Genomic DNA, 14,304 nt, shown 5'->3' with positions numbered 1-14,304 from the left:
GTGTACTATTTTTCATCTGGTTCAATTATCCGTTGGAACAAATAACCTGTACCTCGTGCGGTGAGAATTAGCTCAGGATTACTCGGGTCATCCTCTAACTTGGCTCGTAACCGGGAGATGTGGACATCTACTACACGGGTATCCACATGGCGTTCGGGGGTATAGCCCCACACTTCCTGCAAAATTTCAGAACGGGAGAATGGTTCTCCGGAACGTCTAACTAATAATTCCAGAAGACTGAACTCCATTCCAGTCAACCGAATCCGCTCATCCCCTTTGTAGACCTGCCGCTTGTTGGTGTCAATTTTGATACTCCCGACATGAATCACGCCAGAACTAGGAATACCGGCAGCTCCCACTTTATCAAACCGCCGCAGTACTGAACGAATACGGGCTTCTAATTCTTTTGGAGAAAAGGGCTTGACCACATAGTCATCTGCTCCTAACTCTAGACCGGTAATCCGGTCAGCAACATCCCCTAAAGCAGTTAGCATAATAATGGGAATGTCTGATTCCTTGCGTAATTCTTGACAGACACCATAACCGTCTAGCTTTGGCATCATCACATCTAACACCACTAGGTCAGGCTCTTGATCACGAAATGTGTTTAGGGCTTCTTCTCCATCGGCGGCTGTGACTACCTCGTAGCCAATCATGGACAACCGAGTTTCTAATATGCGACGGATACTGGCCTCGTCATCGACAACAAGAATTTTTTCTTTATGAGTTTCCAATTGACGTTATACTCCTGAAATGGTGAAGTAAAATTAATGATTTATTAATTTATCAGTAGTTTATCTCTTTAATCTAACGCTTTACAAAGTTGGTTTTATCGTTGAAAATAATATTTTCCTTGGTGGTGAAGTCTTTCTTGACTTTCATTAATGTTAATTTAATTATTGAGTTTTTTTAAGAGTTTTTAAGACTTTTAAAGTAGGATGCCGAAGCCTAAAACGCTCTATGTGTGTAATGCCTGTGGTGCTGAGTCCTCCCAATGGTTCGGCAAATGTCCTGCCTGTGGTACTTACAATTCCTTGGATGAGGTAGCTCCCCCATCCCCGATCAAAATCAGTCGCGGGGGTTGGCAATCCAATACGTATTCCGATAACCACGACCCTAACGCTGGACCGGCTCAACCGAGATCATCCCTTACCTTCTCAGAAATTGTTGATACTGTCCAGATCCGCTTCCCCTCAGGCTATGGAGAACTCGACCGAGTCCTCGGAGGTGGTGTTGTGCCTGGGTCTTTAGTATTAATTGGTGGCGATCCAGGAATTGGCAAATCAACCTTAATGCTGCAAGTTGCCAATCAACTTGCCAAGTTGCATCGCATTCTATACGTTTGTGCAGAAGAATCAGGACAGCAGGTAAAACTGCGAGCATCTCGCCTGGGTGTGGTATCAGCAGAAACCTCTGATCCCGACTCTAATAACGGTAGGGTGAACAAGGAGCCTAAGTCTTCTAAGTCTAAGTCTTCTAAGTCTAAGTCTTCTAAGTCTAAGTCTTCTAAAACCCCCATAGCCGCTCAAGACTCTGACTCTCAAGACTCTGAGTCTCAAGACGCTGATCTTTATGTCCTACCAGAAACCGATTTAGAGGAAATTCTGCGAGAGTTAGAGTCCCTCAAACCTCAGGTAGCAGTGATTGATAGTATTCAAACTCTTTATTTTCCGGCCTTGACCTCTGCTCCTGGTTCTGTTGCTCAAGTGCGGGAATGTACCTCTGCCCTGATGCAGGTAGCAAAGCGGTCAAACATTACTCTATTAATTGTGGGTCATGTGACCAAAGAAGGCGCGATCGCAGGACCAAGGGTACTGGAACACTTAGTCGATACTGTATTGTACTTTGAAGGCGATCGCTTTGCTTCCCATCGACTACTGCGTTCTGTGAAAAACCGCTTTGGGGCTACTCATGAAATCGGTATTTTTGAAATGGTCAGCAACGGTTTGCAGGAAGTCTTGAACCCTTCTGATCTGTTTTTGGGTAACCGAGATGAAATGAGTCCTGGTACTGCTACTGTAGTGGCTTGTGAAGGTACTCGTCCGATTCTCGTAGAATTGCAAGCCCTAGTAAGTCCTGCTAGTTATGGTGCACCCCGTCGCTCAACCACTGGAGTTGATTACAACCGCTTACAACAAATTCTGGCAGTGTTGGAAAAGCGAGTCGGGATTCCCCTATCCAAATTAGATGCTTATGTAGCAACAGCAGGAGGGCTAGGAGTAGAAGAACCAGCAGCTGATTTAGGAATGGCTATTGCCGTAGTAGCCAGTTTTCGCGATCGCGTTGTAGATCCTCGCACCGTTATGATTGGTGAAATCAGCTTAGGGGGGCAAGTGCGACTAGTCTCTCAGATGGAACTCCGACTCAAAGAAGCTGCCAAGTTAGGGTTCAAGCGAGCCATCATACCCAAAGGTCAAACCTTATCTGATCTTGGTATTGAAATTATTCAAGTATCCAGAGTACTAGATGCCATTATTGCTGCCTTGCCTGGGGGATTACGCCAGGACTTCCCTGAAGATATCGAGGATCAGATCTAATATCTAAGATCAAGTTCCGTTGAATACCGATCATAACCAGGAGGGTGGGGAGATGGGGAGATAGGGAGATGGGGAGATGGGGAGATGGGGAGATGGGAAGTGTGGGAAGTGTGGGAGGTGTGGGAAGATGGGGAGATTTTTAGGAAAGGGCATGTGACAGTTAACAAAAATGTCTATTAATCTACCACTAGCTACAAAAATATGGTACATTAAGAGGATGGCATTAATACCACTCCGTAAGGCGGTCGAACTTACGGGACTCTCCAAAAATACATTAAGAAAATATGCCGATGACGGAACTATCAGATGTGAAAGGACACCAGGGGGAACTAGACTCTTTGACTCAAGAGATCTTCTCCGTTTTGGAAAAGCTCCAAAGTCTGAGAGATCACTCCACTCTACAATCTGCTACTGCCGAGTTAGCAGTACAAAACAGCGAGATGATCTTGCCCGCCAAGTCGCCTACCTTCACTCCCTCTTCCCAGAAGCAGAAATCATCAAAGACATCGGCTCGGGGCTTAACTACAACAGGAAAGGACTTAGAGCCATATTGGAACGAGTCGTGTCTGGAGATAAGCTCACGGTTGTTGTTACCTGTAGAGACAGACTTACCCGATTCGGGTTTGAACTCATTGAGTACTTGGTCGGTCTCAACGGTGGAAAAATCCTGGTTCTCGACCAGCCTGAAAGCTGCCCGGAATCAGAACTTACCGCAGATCTTCTTTCCATCATTCACCTCTTCTCCTGTAGGGTTCACGGACTCAGAAAATACGGTAAAAAAATCAAAGAAGATTCGTCTGTTCCTAAACCATGAGCAGGGATTGGCCGTAGGCCACGCGGGGCGCGTTCGGTTATCCGTAAATGGTTTGGAGTGTCCCGTTACGTTTTCAACAAGACCGTCAAAATCCTCCAGGATGGTGAAGTAAAAGCCAACTGGAAAGCTATCAAAACTGACATATTAAACGACCTCCCCGAGTGGTGTAAAGCAGTACCTTATCAGATAAAATCGATAGCGATTAAGGATGCTTGCACCGCTGTCAGGGTCAGAAGTTACCGCAAGGATAGTGGAGCCTTTATAGTTGGCAGGCTATGCAGATAAGGGTTAAAACTTATTGATTAAGGCTCCACTATCCTAAGGTTTCGTCTCCGGAGGCCAAAAAGAAGTACAAAAAGACTTCGCAAATTCAAAGGGTAAGGTTTAGATCGAGGAAAAATCCTACCCAGTCTTGTTATATCCCTAAATCGGCAGTTTCACCTATGGGGGTATATCAGACTAAACTGGGCAAGATAGCTTATTCCGAGACCATTCCTGACAATATTTGCGACAGTAGACTGAGCAGCAGGAATGGGGATTACTATTTGGTCGTCCCCTATCAAGAGACTAAAAATAAAACCGAAAACCAAGGTAGAGTAGTCGCTTGCTTACCCTGGGGTCAGAACTTTTATTACCTTTTTTAGTGAGACATCTGTAGGAAAGATTGGGAATGGAGACTTTTATCGTATTCAACGATTGTGCCAACATCTAGATAATTTGCTATCTAAAATAAGCCAAGCTTGTGGTGGTCAAAAACGTCGGATGATAAAGGCCGCTCGGAGGATGGTAATCAAGATTCAAAACCTAATCAACGAGCTTCATCATAAGACAGCTAGGTTCTTAGTTGACAATTTTTAATCTTACTTCCCACCTTCGAGACTTCTCAGATGTCGAAAAAAGGTAATAGAAAAATCAGATCTAAGACTGTCCGCAATATGCTGACATTCGCCCACTATCGCTTTAAGGAATTCTTGAAGCACAAAGCTCAAGAGACCGGGAAGACGGTGGTGGATGTCTGTGAAGCCTATACTAGTAAGACTGTTAGTTGGACAGGTGAATTGCTAAATATAGGCGGAAGTCGCATTATCAGAGTGGGAGAGTTTGAGAGGGAAAAGAATACCCCGTCCTCAAAGGTCGGGGATGAATATTCCGTCTCAAATAGTGTTAATATAAAAAGTAAGGGTCTCAAAAAAACAGGGCAAAAGACCCTACTCAGCTACCCTGGCCATAGGCCACGCGGGGCGCGTTCGGTGCGCGGGAAAGTCACGCCCAGGTCGATAACAGTCGCCCACGGCTGTGCCTGGGAATCCCCATCCCTGCGACGGGTGGGGAGGAATTATCGGTATATCATATCCTATCTCTTTGATAATGTTCCCGATTCCCGATTCCCGATTCCCGATTCCCGATTCCCGATTCACTCTGCGGCCATAAACTCCAAATAACTACCACTCAACTCCTTGACTGCCAACTCATAAAACTGCTTACCATGTTGCGGTGTTGCTAGGGCTGGATTAGACCCCATACGACCATCGGGATAACGGCGACGAAAATCTGCGGCTCCATAAATTTTGTGTCCAGACGCAACGGTTTCTGATAGGGGTGCTTGTTTAATTGCTTCGGGATAGACATATTGGGTAAGTGCTACCTCAGAAGGAGTAGCATGGGAACCTTCTTGATCCCCATACAATTCTTTAGCTAACTGATAGACAGAACGGCACATAAACCAATTAGCTACCCGACACTGAACCGCTTCACTATTAGGAATCTGTAAATCGCTCAAGTGGGCGTAACTTTCAGAAAACGCTGCTTTAAGGGTAGCGATATTACCCCCATGACCATTGATAAAGAAAAACTTGGTAAACCCAGCTCTAGTCAAGCAAGTTAGGTAGTCTTTGATCACCTGAATTAATGTACTCGGTTTCAAACTGATGCTACCGGGAAAAGCCGTGTGGTGTAGCGCCATCCCGACATTAATGGTGGGAGCAACTAGGGCTAGGGTTGCCTCAGACACACCTTTTGCGATCGCTTCTGCACATATTGCGTCGGTGCCAATCAACCCAGTTGGTCCATGTTGTTCGGTTGAACCAATGGGCAGAATAATCCCTTGTGATTGCTTTAGGTAAGCTTCAATTTCTGTCCAAGTACTCAAATGTAACAGCATGGTTAATTTTTAGAGTGTTAGTTCTTGTGTCATCTGCCCAACTGCTCATTTCAATTAGGTGCAGAGGTTTTGTTTGGCTTTAATGCCTATGGATCCCCCCTAACCCCCCTTATTAAGGGGGATTTTCTCTTAATTAGGCAAAATGGCTCCATAATCTATCCGCAGCCAGATAAGATTTTGGTAAAAATCCGGTTAATTGATGATTAAGTCAATATTCTGATTGACAGATGCGTGGCACTGCTTGTATATCTTGACTTGTAACCTCAGTTACCAACTTTTCTTACTTTATGCTTGCTCTCGACATACCCCACAGTCCTTCCGGTTCAGAACTGACCAAGGCTAAACATGTCTTAGTGGTGGAAGACGAAGAACTAATCCGAGAAATGATCGTCCTAGCCCTGGAAGAAGAAGGTTACGAGGTTTTAACTGCTTCGGACGGCGCTACAGCTTTGAGTATGCTTCAGGATAGCGATCAAACTGGTTACTCTGTGGATTTGCTCATATTAGACCTAATGTTACCTCAGGTTAATGGTTTAGATCTGTGTCGGTTGCTACGTTATCGAGGAAATCCCATTCCGATCATGATTCTCAGTGCCAAAGCTAGTGAAACAGATCGGGTTTTAGGTTTGGAAGTTGGTGCAGACGACTACCTCACTAAACCGTTCAGTATGCGGGAGTTGATTGCTCGTTGCCGAGCCTTAATTCGTCGCCAACACTTGAATGGTATGACTCCAACACCAGTGCAGCAATTCCGAGAGATCAAGCTGTACCCCCAAGAGTGTCGGGTGACGGTTCGGGGAGAAGACGTTAATTTATCTCCCAAGGAGTTTCGACTTTTGGAGTTATTTATTAATAATCCCCGCCGAGTTTGGTCTCGGGAGCAATTAATTGATCAAGTATGGGGAATGGATTTTGTGGGAGATACTAAAACCGTCGATGTTCATATTCGCTGGTTACGGGAAAAATTAGAGGAAGACCCTAGTAAACCAGAATACCTGATCACTGTACGCGGTTTTGGTTATCGGTTTGGATAAATAATCAAGGATAGAGAAAGGATAGAGAAAGGATAGAGAAAATATCAAGAATCAAGGATAAATAATGAATGGAATATGAAGGAGAGATAAAGGATAAAGTAGTATAAAGTACGAAGTCCTTAATACTTCATATTTTTTTAATTATGATCCTCCTAGCATTTTTACTAGGTCTGGCTTTGGGAATTGGGCTGTGGCTGTGGCAGCAGCACCAACTCAAACGACGGCTACAGCAAATGTTGGGAACACTACAGGCGGATGCTACCAGCAACTCATTGTCGGCAGTTTCTCGTTTGCGGCAAGCGATCGCAAGAGCCAATCACCAACGAGAAGTGATGGAGCACGAACTGCAAACCTGGCAAGAATTACTTCAGGTAGCACCCTTAGGTTATTTTCTGGTGGATGAAGAAAACCAGTTACTCTGGTGCAACCAGCAAGCACGTCAGTTATTACATATTCATGACTGGGAGTCAGGAGAAATCCGGTTATTCCTGGAGTGGGTGCGTTCCTACGAATTAGATCAGCTGATTCAAACTACCCGTCAGCAGCAGCAAGCTGGGATCTGTGAATGGGTATTTCACCCCAGTTGCTTAAATGGGGAGGCCATGGGTGAAATGCGATCGCTTTATCTAAGAGCTTCCAGTTGGCCCTTACCCCAGAAACAAGTTGGTGTGTTTCTGGAAAATCAACAACCTTTGGTAGAACTGGCTGAGTCTCGCAACCAGTGGTTTGGGGATTTAGCCCACGAACTAAGAACCCCCTTAACCTCCATTAGTTTAGTGGCGGAAACGTTACAGAGCCGTCTGGAGCCTCAGGAAAGCCGCTGGGTACAGAAAATGCTGGCAGAAGTCAAACGCCTGATTCAGCTTGTGGAAGATTGGCTGGAAATTAGTAAACTCAAGCAAGACCCGACTCTACATCTTAACTGTCAATCCATAGAACTAAAGAGTTTAATTTTTAGGGTCTGGCAAACCCTAGAACTCCTAGCTCAACAGAAAGACTTAACCCTTGCCTATCATGGACCCAATCAAGTGTATCTGCAAGCGGATCCCTCTCGCCTGACTCAGGTGTTTCTGAATTTATTTGACAACAGTATTAAACACAGTCCATCTCAGGCTGCCATTCGAGTTGAGGTTAATGCTATCTCTTCCCAGAAGGCGGCTGTTTGCGATACTTGGATTCAAATTAAGGTGATCGACGCAGGAGATGGTTTTGCCGAGTCAGATTTACCCCGTGTCTTTGAGCGACTTTACCGGGGAGATCAGTCAAGGGCTAGAGAGCAGACTAATTATAGTAATGGAAACCCCTTACCTGTTCGTGGTGGCAGTGGTCTAGGACTATCCATTGTGCAGCAAATTATTGAAGCTCACGGTGGCTCTATCCTAGCCACCAATCACTGGGAAACAGGTGGTGCCTGTATAGAAATTGCACTTCCAGATACTACCAAAGGTTGATTCAATTTGCTATTACTAAGTGTTATAGTGTCTTATCCTGCTCGCCCTGGTAGGTTGTTTGGTTAAAGGTTAAAGGTTGAAAGTTAAAGGTTTAAGGTTAAAGGTTAAAAGTTGTTTGGTTGTTACCGTAGCGTGGCCAATAGGCCAAGGTTGTTGGCCCTTGGCGTTCCCGTAGGGTAGGTTCCGTAGCGTGGCCCATAGGCCAAGGTTTAATAACCAGCTAACCTGTAACCAGCTAACCTGTAACTAGCTAACCTATAACCAGCTAACCTATAACCAGCTAACCTGTAACCAGCTAACCTGTAACCAGCTAACCTGTAACCCCTAAAACTTTCATTGAACTACTGCCTGTTAATTTGTTCACCGGAAGGATGGCTAAGGGCGATTGGCCGTAGGCCACGCTACGCGATCGCATCTAATCTTGATGTGCTGTTGGCCAGTTATTTATGTTACCGGAAAGCTTTGCTCCCCATGCATAAATGTAAAGGACAGGAGCTTCCAGTCTTCCCTTACCAATCTGATTTTATGGTGAGTTTATTTTCTCATACTAGTTCTGTGAGCAACATGTCTGAGCGTTCTCACTTCCAGCGCTCCCTGAAGCGTTTGGCACAAGATGTTTTGCGTATGGGGGCTCTGGTAGAGCAATCTTTTCGACTGAGCCATCAAGCCCTCTTTGAGCGCAATCTCGAGACTGCCCAACATCTTGCCTCTCTTGATAAGCGCATTGATGGCTACTATCACCAAATTGAGATGGAATGTGTGACGCTAATGGCTCTGCAATCTCCCGTTGCCCAAGATTTACGGCTTCTGAGTGCCTTTATGCAACTAGTACGAGATTTAGAGCGCATTGGTGATTATGCTGAAGACCTGGCAGAACTATCAATAAAGCTGTTTCCTTATCCACCCCATGCCTGTATGCCAGAGGTTGAACTGATGTCTCATCATGCCCAAGCTATGCTGGCAACAAGTTTGAAAGCCCTAGCGGATTTAGATGCCATTGCTGGGCAAACGGTCAAAAAGCTGGACGACACCGTAGACGATGCCTATGACCAAGTGTATCAAACCTTGGCCAGTCAGCGGGATATCAAGGGTGTTGTTGAACCAATTCTTTTACTAGGACTAGTGATTCGCCATTTAGAACGAATGGCTGACCATGCTACCAATATCGGTCAACGAGTCTCTTATATTGTCACTGGTCACCGTTCAGGAGTTATTCCTAGCCGTTAAGTTCACGAATTACATAGCAATCCGATCTGAGTTTTTAAATACCAGAACAAGCCAACAGGGCAAAGATGGGTAAGAATCTGAACCGCTGGCTTGTTGACGTTGCAATTAGGATTGCTATACCATATTCTAGCCAGATAATATGCTAGCCGTAAACATAAAAGCGTCCTTCTTAACCTGAGTATTACCAAAGCCTTACCTCCTCTTCAACCTCAACCGGTAAAATCTAGAGCGCACAGACAGCTATTGCTCTGTTGCTTAAAAACATTGGTATCCTACGTCACTACAATCGAGTATTTTTCTCGAAAAGCTAGCTCCCCTGATCACACAAAAAATGATATGCTAATCCAGAGTAGTCCTATAACTAACGAATTTTAGTGGTTGTAGGAAAAAGTGGCGGACTCAGTTGAGTCCAAGAGTGTTGTCTACTAGGTGTGAGGTTGATTGAGAAATCATGTCAACAAGTTTTTGGAATACGATCAAATATAGTCCCGCTTTGCTAGGGGCTTCACTGCTGGTGGCTAACAGCGCCTATGGTGCTCCCAGCCTTGAGGAATCTTCTACTGAAGCTCAAGTGGCTCCACAAGAGCTAACGGTTGCCCAGGCTACTGGTGAGTCTAACTCGGAAATTTTAAAACAAATCAATATCTACAACAACGAGGGCAGGGATGTAGATTCGATCGACCAGGTCACCAGTGTTTCCCAACTGCGGGACGTATCTCCTGGTGACTGGGCCTATGAAGCTTTGCGCTCTCTGGTAGAACGGTATGGCTGTATTGCTGGTTATCCTAACCGCACATTCCGTGGAAACCGGGCAACTACTCGTTATGAATTTGCGGCTGGTTTGAATGCTTGCTTGAACCAGATTGAGCGGTTAATTGCAGCTAGCACCGCTGACTTTATTACCCGGGAAGACCTGGAAACCCTGCAACGGCTGATTCAAGAATTTGAATCCGAATTGGCTACCCTAGGGGCACGGGTGGATAACCTAGAAGGTCGGGTGGCTTTCCTAGAAGACCATCAGTTCTCCACCACCACCAAACTAAAAGGGGAGGTTCTGTTTACCTTCGCTGGTGCCTTTGGGGAAGAACAAGCTGATGGTAGTGGGGATGACATTGATGAAAACATTACCTTAAGTAACCGGGTACGTCTGAACTTCGATACCAGCTTCACCGGTAAAGACCGGTTGAGAACTCGTTTGCAGGCAGGAAACTTTACTAGTCTCGCTGGTGTGACTGGTACGGACATGGCTCGCTTGGGTCATGATGCTGGTGGTGGAAACGATGTTGGCATTAATGACTTGTACTACCGTTTCCCCATTGGTAAGAAATTCAGGGGTTATGTGGGAACCACTGGCCTGGACTTGGATAACATTTTCAACCCGACCAACCCCTTCCTGGCAAGCAGTGGCAGTGGTGCCTTATCCCGGTTTAACCGCCGTAACCCCCTAACCCTTCGCGGAGCAGAGGGAGCTGGTGCCGGTTTCAGCTATAAATTTAGTGATGCCTTGAAACTATCAGTACTTTATCTAGCTGATGATGGTGATGCGCCTAATCCCGGTGAGGGCTTAGGATTGTTCAATGGTTCTTATAGTGCTGGTGCTGAACTGGCTATTTCACCGATTGATAACTTGGATCTATCTTTGATCTACGTCCGTAGCTACCAGCGAGAAGGGGATATCAATCTTTCCGGTAGCACTGGTAGTCCCTTAGCTAAGCGCCCCTTCGGCAACGGCGTGCCTACCTCGGCTAATCGCTTAGGAGCACAAGCTAGTTTTCGCTTGACTGAACAAATTCATCTCGGCGGTTGGTTTGGTTATATTGATGCTGAAGCGGAAGATGATAATGGTACGGTGGAAGAGGGTGACAATGCTGACATTGTCACTTGGGCAGCCAACCTGTCTTTCGTCGATGTTGGCAAAGAGGGAGCTGTGTTCAGTATTGCCGGGGGTATGCCACCTAAGGCTACCGAAGTTGATGGGGGTGACGAAGATGAGGATACTTCCTACCTGATTGAGGCACAGTACAAATTCCCCATTACCAAGAACATCCTGATTACTCCAGGAGCCTACGTGATTTTCAATCCTAATCACGATGATGACAATGATACGATTTGGGTTGGAGCCATCCGTACAACTTTTAGGTTCTAGGGAAACATTCTAGTTAAAAATTCTAGTTAAAAATTCTAGGTTTTGCTATCAGCTATCTGCTGTCAGTTATCAGCAGATAGCTGACTTTTGTAAGATAAAGCCTTACCTCCCCTTCAACTTCAACCGGTATAATCGCACTTCCCATAGAAATTCATTGCTCTGTTGCAGGACTTACGCGGTTAACTTGATTTCGCCCCCCTAGCCCCCCAATTCTGGGGGGTAATGATGTCAAAGTCCCCCAGAATTGGGGGATTTAGGGGGCAAATGCGTAAGTCCTGTGTTGGTTATCGAGACTGGTATCTTAAGTGACTAGAATCGAGGATGAGTATCTTTCTCGAATAATCACAAACAATGATATACTAATCCAGAGTTGTCCTAGACATAACTAATTTTAGTGGTTATGATTAAGGGTTGCGGACTAATTCGAGTCCAAGAGTATAATCTATTAGGGTTGAGGTTGATTGAGAAATCATGTCAACAAGTTTTTGGAATACGATCAAATATAGTCCCGCTTTGCTAGGGGCTTCATTACTGGTGGCTAACAACGCCTATGGTGCTCCCAAGCTTGACGCATCTTCTACTGAAACCCTTCCGGCTCTACAACAGCTATCGGTTGCCCAGGCTAAGGGTGAGTCTAAGGGTGAGTCTAACTCGGAAATTTTGAAACAAATCAATCTCTACAACAACAACAGTACTGATGTAGATTCGATAGACCAGGTGACCAGTGTTTCCCAACTGCGGGATGTATCTCCTGGTGACTGGGCCTATGAAGCTCTGCGCTCTCTGGTAGAACGGTATGGTTGTATTGCTGGTTATCCTAACCGCACATTCCGTGGAAACCGGGCAACTACTCGTTATGAATTTGCGGCTGGTTTGAATGCTTGCTTGAACCAAATTGAGCGATTAATTGCGGCGAGCACCGCTGATTTTATTACCCGGGAAGACTTGGAAACCCTGCAACGGCTGATTCAGGAATTTGAAGCGGAACTGGCTACCCTAGGGGCACGGGTGGATAACTTAGAAGGTCGAGTAGCTTTCCTAGAAGACCATCAGTTCTCTACTACCACCAAACTCAAAGGGGAGGTGATCTTTACCTTCGCTGGTGCCTTTGGGGAAGAACAAGCTGATGGTAGTGGGGATGACATTGATGAAAACATTACCTTAAGCAACCGGGTACGTTTGAACTTAAATACCAGCTTCACCGGGAAAGACCGGTTGAGAATTCGTTTGGAGGCAGGAAACTTTACTCAACTCAGTGATGTGACCGGTACCGACATGGCTCGCTTGGGTCATGATGCGGATAGTGGCAACGATGTTGAAATTCCTGACGTGTTCTACCGTTTCCCCATTGGTACAAAAACCACGGCTTATGTGGGAACATCTGGACTTGCTATAGATGACCCTTTTGACCCCAACAACCCCTTCCTGGAAAGCAGTGGCACTGGTGGCTTATCGCGGTTTGTCCGCCGTAACCCCGTAACCCTTCGCGGACCAGAGGGGGCTGGTGCCGGTTTAACCTATGAATTTAGTGATGCCTTGAATCTATCACTACTTTATCTAGCTGATGATGGCGATGCGCCTAGTCCTGCTGAGGGAGATGGATTGTTCAATGGTGCCTATAGCGCTGGCGCTCAATTGGGGATTTCCCCCATTGATAACTTGGAGATATCTTTGACCTACGTCCGTAGCTACCAGCCAGGAGAGGATGTGAATCTTTCCGGTAGCACTGGTAGTGACTTGGCCAAGCAACCCTTTGGGGAGACGGCTACCTCTGCTAATCGCTTTGGAGCACAAGCTAGTCTTCGCCTGAGCTCACAAATTCACCTAGGCGGTTGGTTTGGTTATGTTGATGCGATCGCAGAAGATGATAATGGTGCGGTGTCTGAAGGTGACAATGCTGACATCTTCACTTGGTCAGCTAACCTGTCTTTCGTGGATTTTGGCAAAGAGGGAGCTGTGCTGAGTTTTGCTGGAGGTGTGCCACCTAAGGCTACGGAAATTGATGGTACTGATGCAGAAGATGATACTTCTTACCTGATTGAAGCACAGTACAAATTCCCCATCACCCAGAACATCACGATTACTCCAGGAGCCTACGTGATTTTTAATCCTAATCACGATGATGACAATGATACGATTTGGGTTGGAGCGATCCGTACCACCTTTAGATTCTAGGTAAAACAGGACTTACGCAAATGCCCCCTAAATCCCCCAATTCTGATACCGCTGGCGAACTTAATATTTGTTTACAAAATAGTGAGCAGATGTGGAAAATATCCTTTGTTTGTCGTTGGTGTGGAACTATAAGTTGAAACAATTGTATTAGTTGTCAAACTGAGGAGTTGCCCCAATGTGCTTTAGAATTGAGAAAATAGCACCGATACCACCACAGACAGCAACCATTGCTCGCTCAGCTTTTCCCAAAGGGAGTATAGTAATGAGTATCAGGGATGAATTGGGAATTCTATATCAGGATGAGCAGTTGAGAGCCTTGTTTCCATCAAAGCAAGGGCAACCGGCATCGGGATGCTTGGAGGTTAGCGCTGATTACAGTCATGCAGTACATAGAGGACTTAACGGATGCTCAAGCAGCCCAAGCAGTGCGAGGACGAATCGATTGGAAATATGCGTTAAGTTTGCCTTTAGCAGACCCTGGTATCGATAGTTCAGTATTGAGTGAGTTTCGAGGTCGATTAGTGAAAGCCAAAGCCGAAGAGTTGCTGTTAGATCGACTTTTGGAACGATGTCAAGAGCGGGGATGGCTGAGTGGGGGCGGGGTGCAACGCAGCGACTCAACTCATGTGTTAGCAGCAATTCGGGTGATGCATCGTCTAGAAGTGGTTGGTGAGACCTTACGAGCAGCACTCAATAGTCTGGCTGTAGCAGTACCGCAATGGCTTCAGGAAAAAGTTCCGGTAGAGTGGTTTTCGCGCT

The 14,304-nt window shown here is 45.8% G+C and carries 11 protein-coding genes; 9 read left to right on the top strand and 2 right to left on the bottom strand.

What is annotated here, in order from left to right; translation table 11 throughout:
• Nucleotides 1-5: 5 nt before the first annotated feature.
• Nucleotides 6-734 carry a response regulator transcription factor RpaB gene (gene rpaB / locus BJP37_RS30590; protein ID WP_070395767.1) on the bottom strand — a complete coding sequence of 243 codons (729 nt, stop codon included), beginning with the start codon at nt 732-734 and terminating at the stop codon, nt 6-8.
• Nucleotides 735-938: 204 nt separating this feature from the next.
• On the opposite strand from rpaB, the gene radA reads away from it, so the two are divergent.
• The 3 genes from radA to BJP37_RS44450 all read left to right on the top strand — a co-directional run bounded on the left by radA (nt 939) and on the right by BJP37_RS44450 (nt 4,793).
• Nucleotides 939-2,537, top strand: coding sequence for a DNA repair protein RadA (gene radA / locus BJP37_RS30585; RefSeq protein WP_075904576.1), 1,599 nt, complete (start codon nt 939-941; stop codon nt 2,535-2,537).
• A gap of 169 nt (nt 2,538-2,706) precedes the next feature.
• Nucleotides 2,707-3,351 carry an IS607 family transposase gene (locus BJP37_RS30580; protein ID WP_229415500.1) on the top strand — a complete coding sequence of 215 codons (645 nt, stop codon included), beginning with the start codon at nt 2,707-2,709 and terminating at the stop codon, nt 3,349-3,351.
• Nucleotides 3,352-4,238: 887 nt separating this feature from the next.
• Nucleotides 4,239-4,793, top strand: a complete 555-nt coding sequence (locus BJP37_RS44450; protein ID WP_330359476.1) for a zinc ribbon domain-containing protein — start codon at nt 4,239-4,241, stop codon at nt 4,791-4,793.
• Here the strand turns inward: BJP37_RS44450 and BJP37_RS30565 are convergent.
• Nucleotides 4,766-5,512, bottom strand: a complete 747-nt coding sequence (locus BJP37_RS30565) for a creatininase family protein (protein WP_075904574.1) — start codon at nt 5,510-5,512, stop codon at nt 4,766-4,768. The genes BJP37_RS44450 and BJP37_RS30565 overlap by 28 nt on opposite strands.
• Nucleotides 5,513-5,799: 287 nt before the next feature.
• Between BJP37_RS30565 and BJP37_RS30555 the strand changes: the two genes are divergently transcribed.
• From BJP37_RS30555 to BJP37_RS30530, 6 genes are all read left to right on the top strand, one after another.
• Nucleotides 5,800-6,546: a response regulator transcription factor gene (locus tag BJP37_RS30555; RefSeq protein ID WP_075904569.1), complete on the top strand. Its 747-nt coding sequence runs from the start codon at nt 5,800-5,802 to the stop codon at nt 6,544-6,546.
• Nucleotides 6,547-6,689: 143 nt separating this feature from the next.
• Nucleotides 6,690-7,997, top strand: coding sequence for a sensor histidine kinase (locus BJP37_RS30550; RefSeq protein WP_075904567.1), 1,308 nt, complete (start codon nt 6,690-6,692; stop codon nt 7,995-7,997).
• Between the two features lie 564 nt (nt 7,998-8,561).
• Nucleotides 8,562-9,224: a phosphate signaling complex protein PhoU gene (phoU, locus tag BJP37_RS30545; RefSeq protein WP_198954347.1), complete on the top strand. Its 663-nt coding sequence runs from the start codon at nt 8,562-8,564 to the stop codon at nt 9,222-9,224.
• 451 nt (nt 9,225-9,675) lie between these two features.
• The gene (locus BJP37_RS30540; protein WP_075904562.1) at nt 9,676-11,370 is read left to right on the top strand and encodes an iron uptake porin; all 1,695 of its coding nucleotides are present in this window, start codon (nt 9,676-9,678) and stop codon (nt 11,368-11,370) included.
• A 471-nt stretch (nt 11,371-11,841) separates the two neighbouring features.
• Nucleotides 11,842-13,545 (top strand): iron uptake porin, encoded by a 1,704-nt coding sequence (locus tag BJP37_RS30535; RefSeq protein WP_075904560.1) that lies wholly within the window; start codon nt 11,842-11,844, stop codon nt 13,543-13,545.
• A gap of 380 nt (nt 13,546-13,925) precedes the next feature.
• The coding region (locus BJP37_RS30530) for a transposase (protein WP_143728039.1) at nt 13,926-14,304 on the top strand (379 nt) is incomplete at its 3' end.

The sequence above is a fragment of the Moorena bouillonii PNG genome, assembly GCF_001942495.1.
Classification (GTDB): Bacteria; Cyanobacteriota; Cyanobacteriia; order Cyanobacteriales; family Coleofasciculaceae; genus Moorena; species Moorena bouillonii.
Note: the sequence above shows the minus strand (reverse complement) of the source record. Positions and strands in the feature narration are given on the sequence as shown.

Coding starts and splice junctions, on each gene's coding strand:
- radA (WP_075904576.1), top strand. CDS start 939: ATGCCGAAGCCTAAAACGCTCTATGTGTGTAATGCCTGTGGTGCTGAG.
- BJP37_RS30580 (WP_229415500.1), top strand. CDS start 2,707: ATGTCTATTAATCTACCACTAGCTACAAAAATATGGTACATTAAGAGG.
- BJP37_RS44450 (WP_330359476.1), top strand. CDS start 4,239: ATGTCGAAAAAAGGTAATAGAAAAATCAGATCTAAGACTGTCCGCAAT.
- BJP37_RS30565 (WP_075904574.1), bottom strand. CDS start 5,512: ATGCTGTTACATTTGAGTACTTGGACAGAAATTGAAGCTTACCTAAAG.
- BJP37_RS30555 (WP_075904569.1), top strand. CDS start 5,800: ATGCTTGCTCTCGACATACCCCACAGTCCTTCCGGTTCAGAACTGACC.
- BJP37_RS30550 (WP_075904567.1), top strand. CDS start 6,690: ATGATCCTCCTAGCATTTTTACTAGGTCTGGCTTTGGGAATTGGGCTG.
- phoU (WP_198954347.1), top strand. CDS start 8,562: ATGTCTGAGCGTTCTCACTTCCAGCGCTCCCTGAAGCGTTTGGCACAA.
- BJP37_RS30540 (WP_075904562.1), top strand. CDS start 9,676: ATGTCAACAAGTTTTTGGAATACGATCAAATATAGTCCCGCTTTGCTA.
- BJP37_RS30535 (WP_075904560.1), top strand. CDS start 11,842: ATGTCAACAAGTTTTTGGAATACGATCAAATATAGTCCCGCTTTGCTA.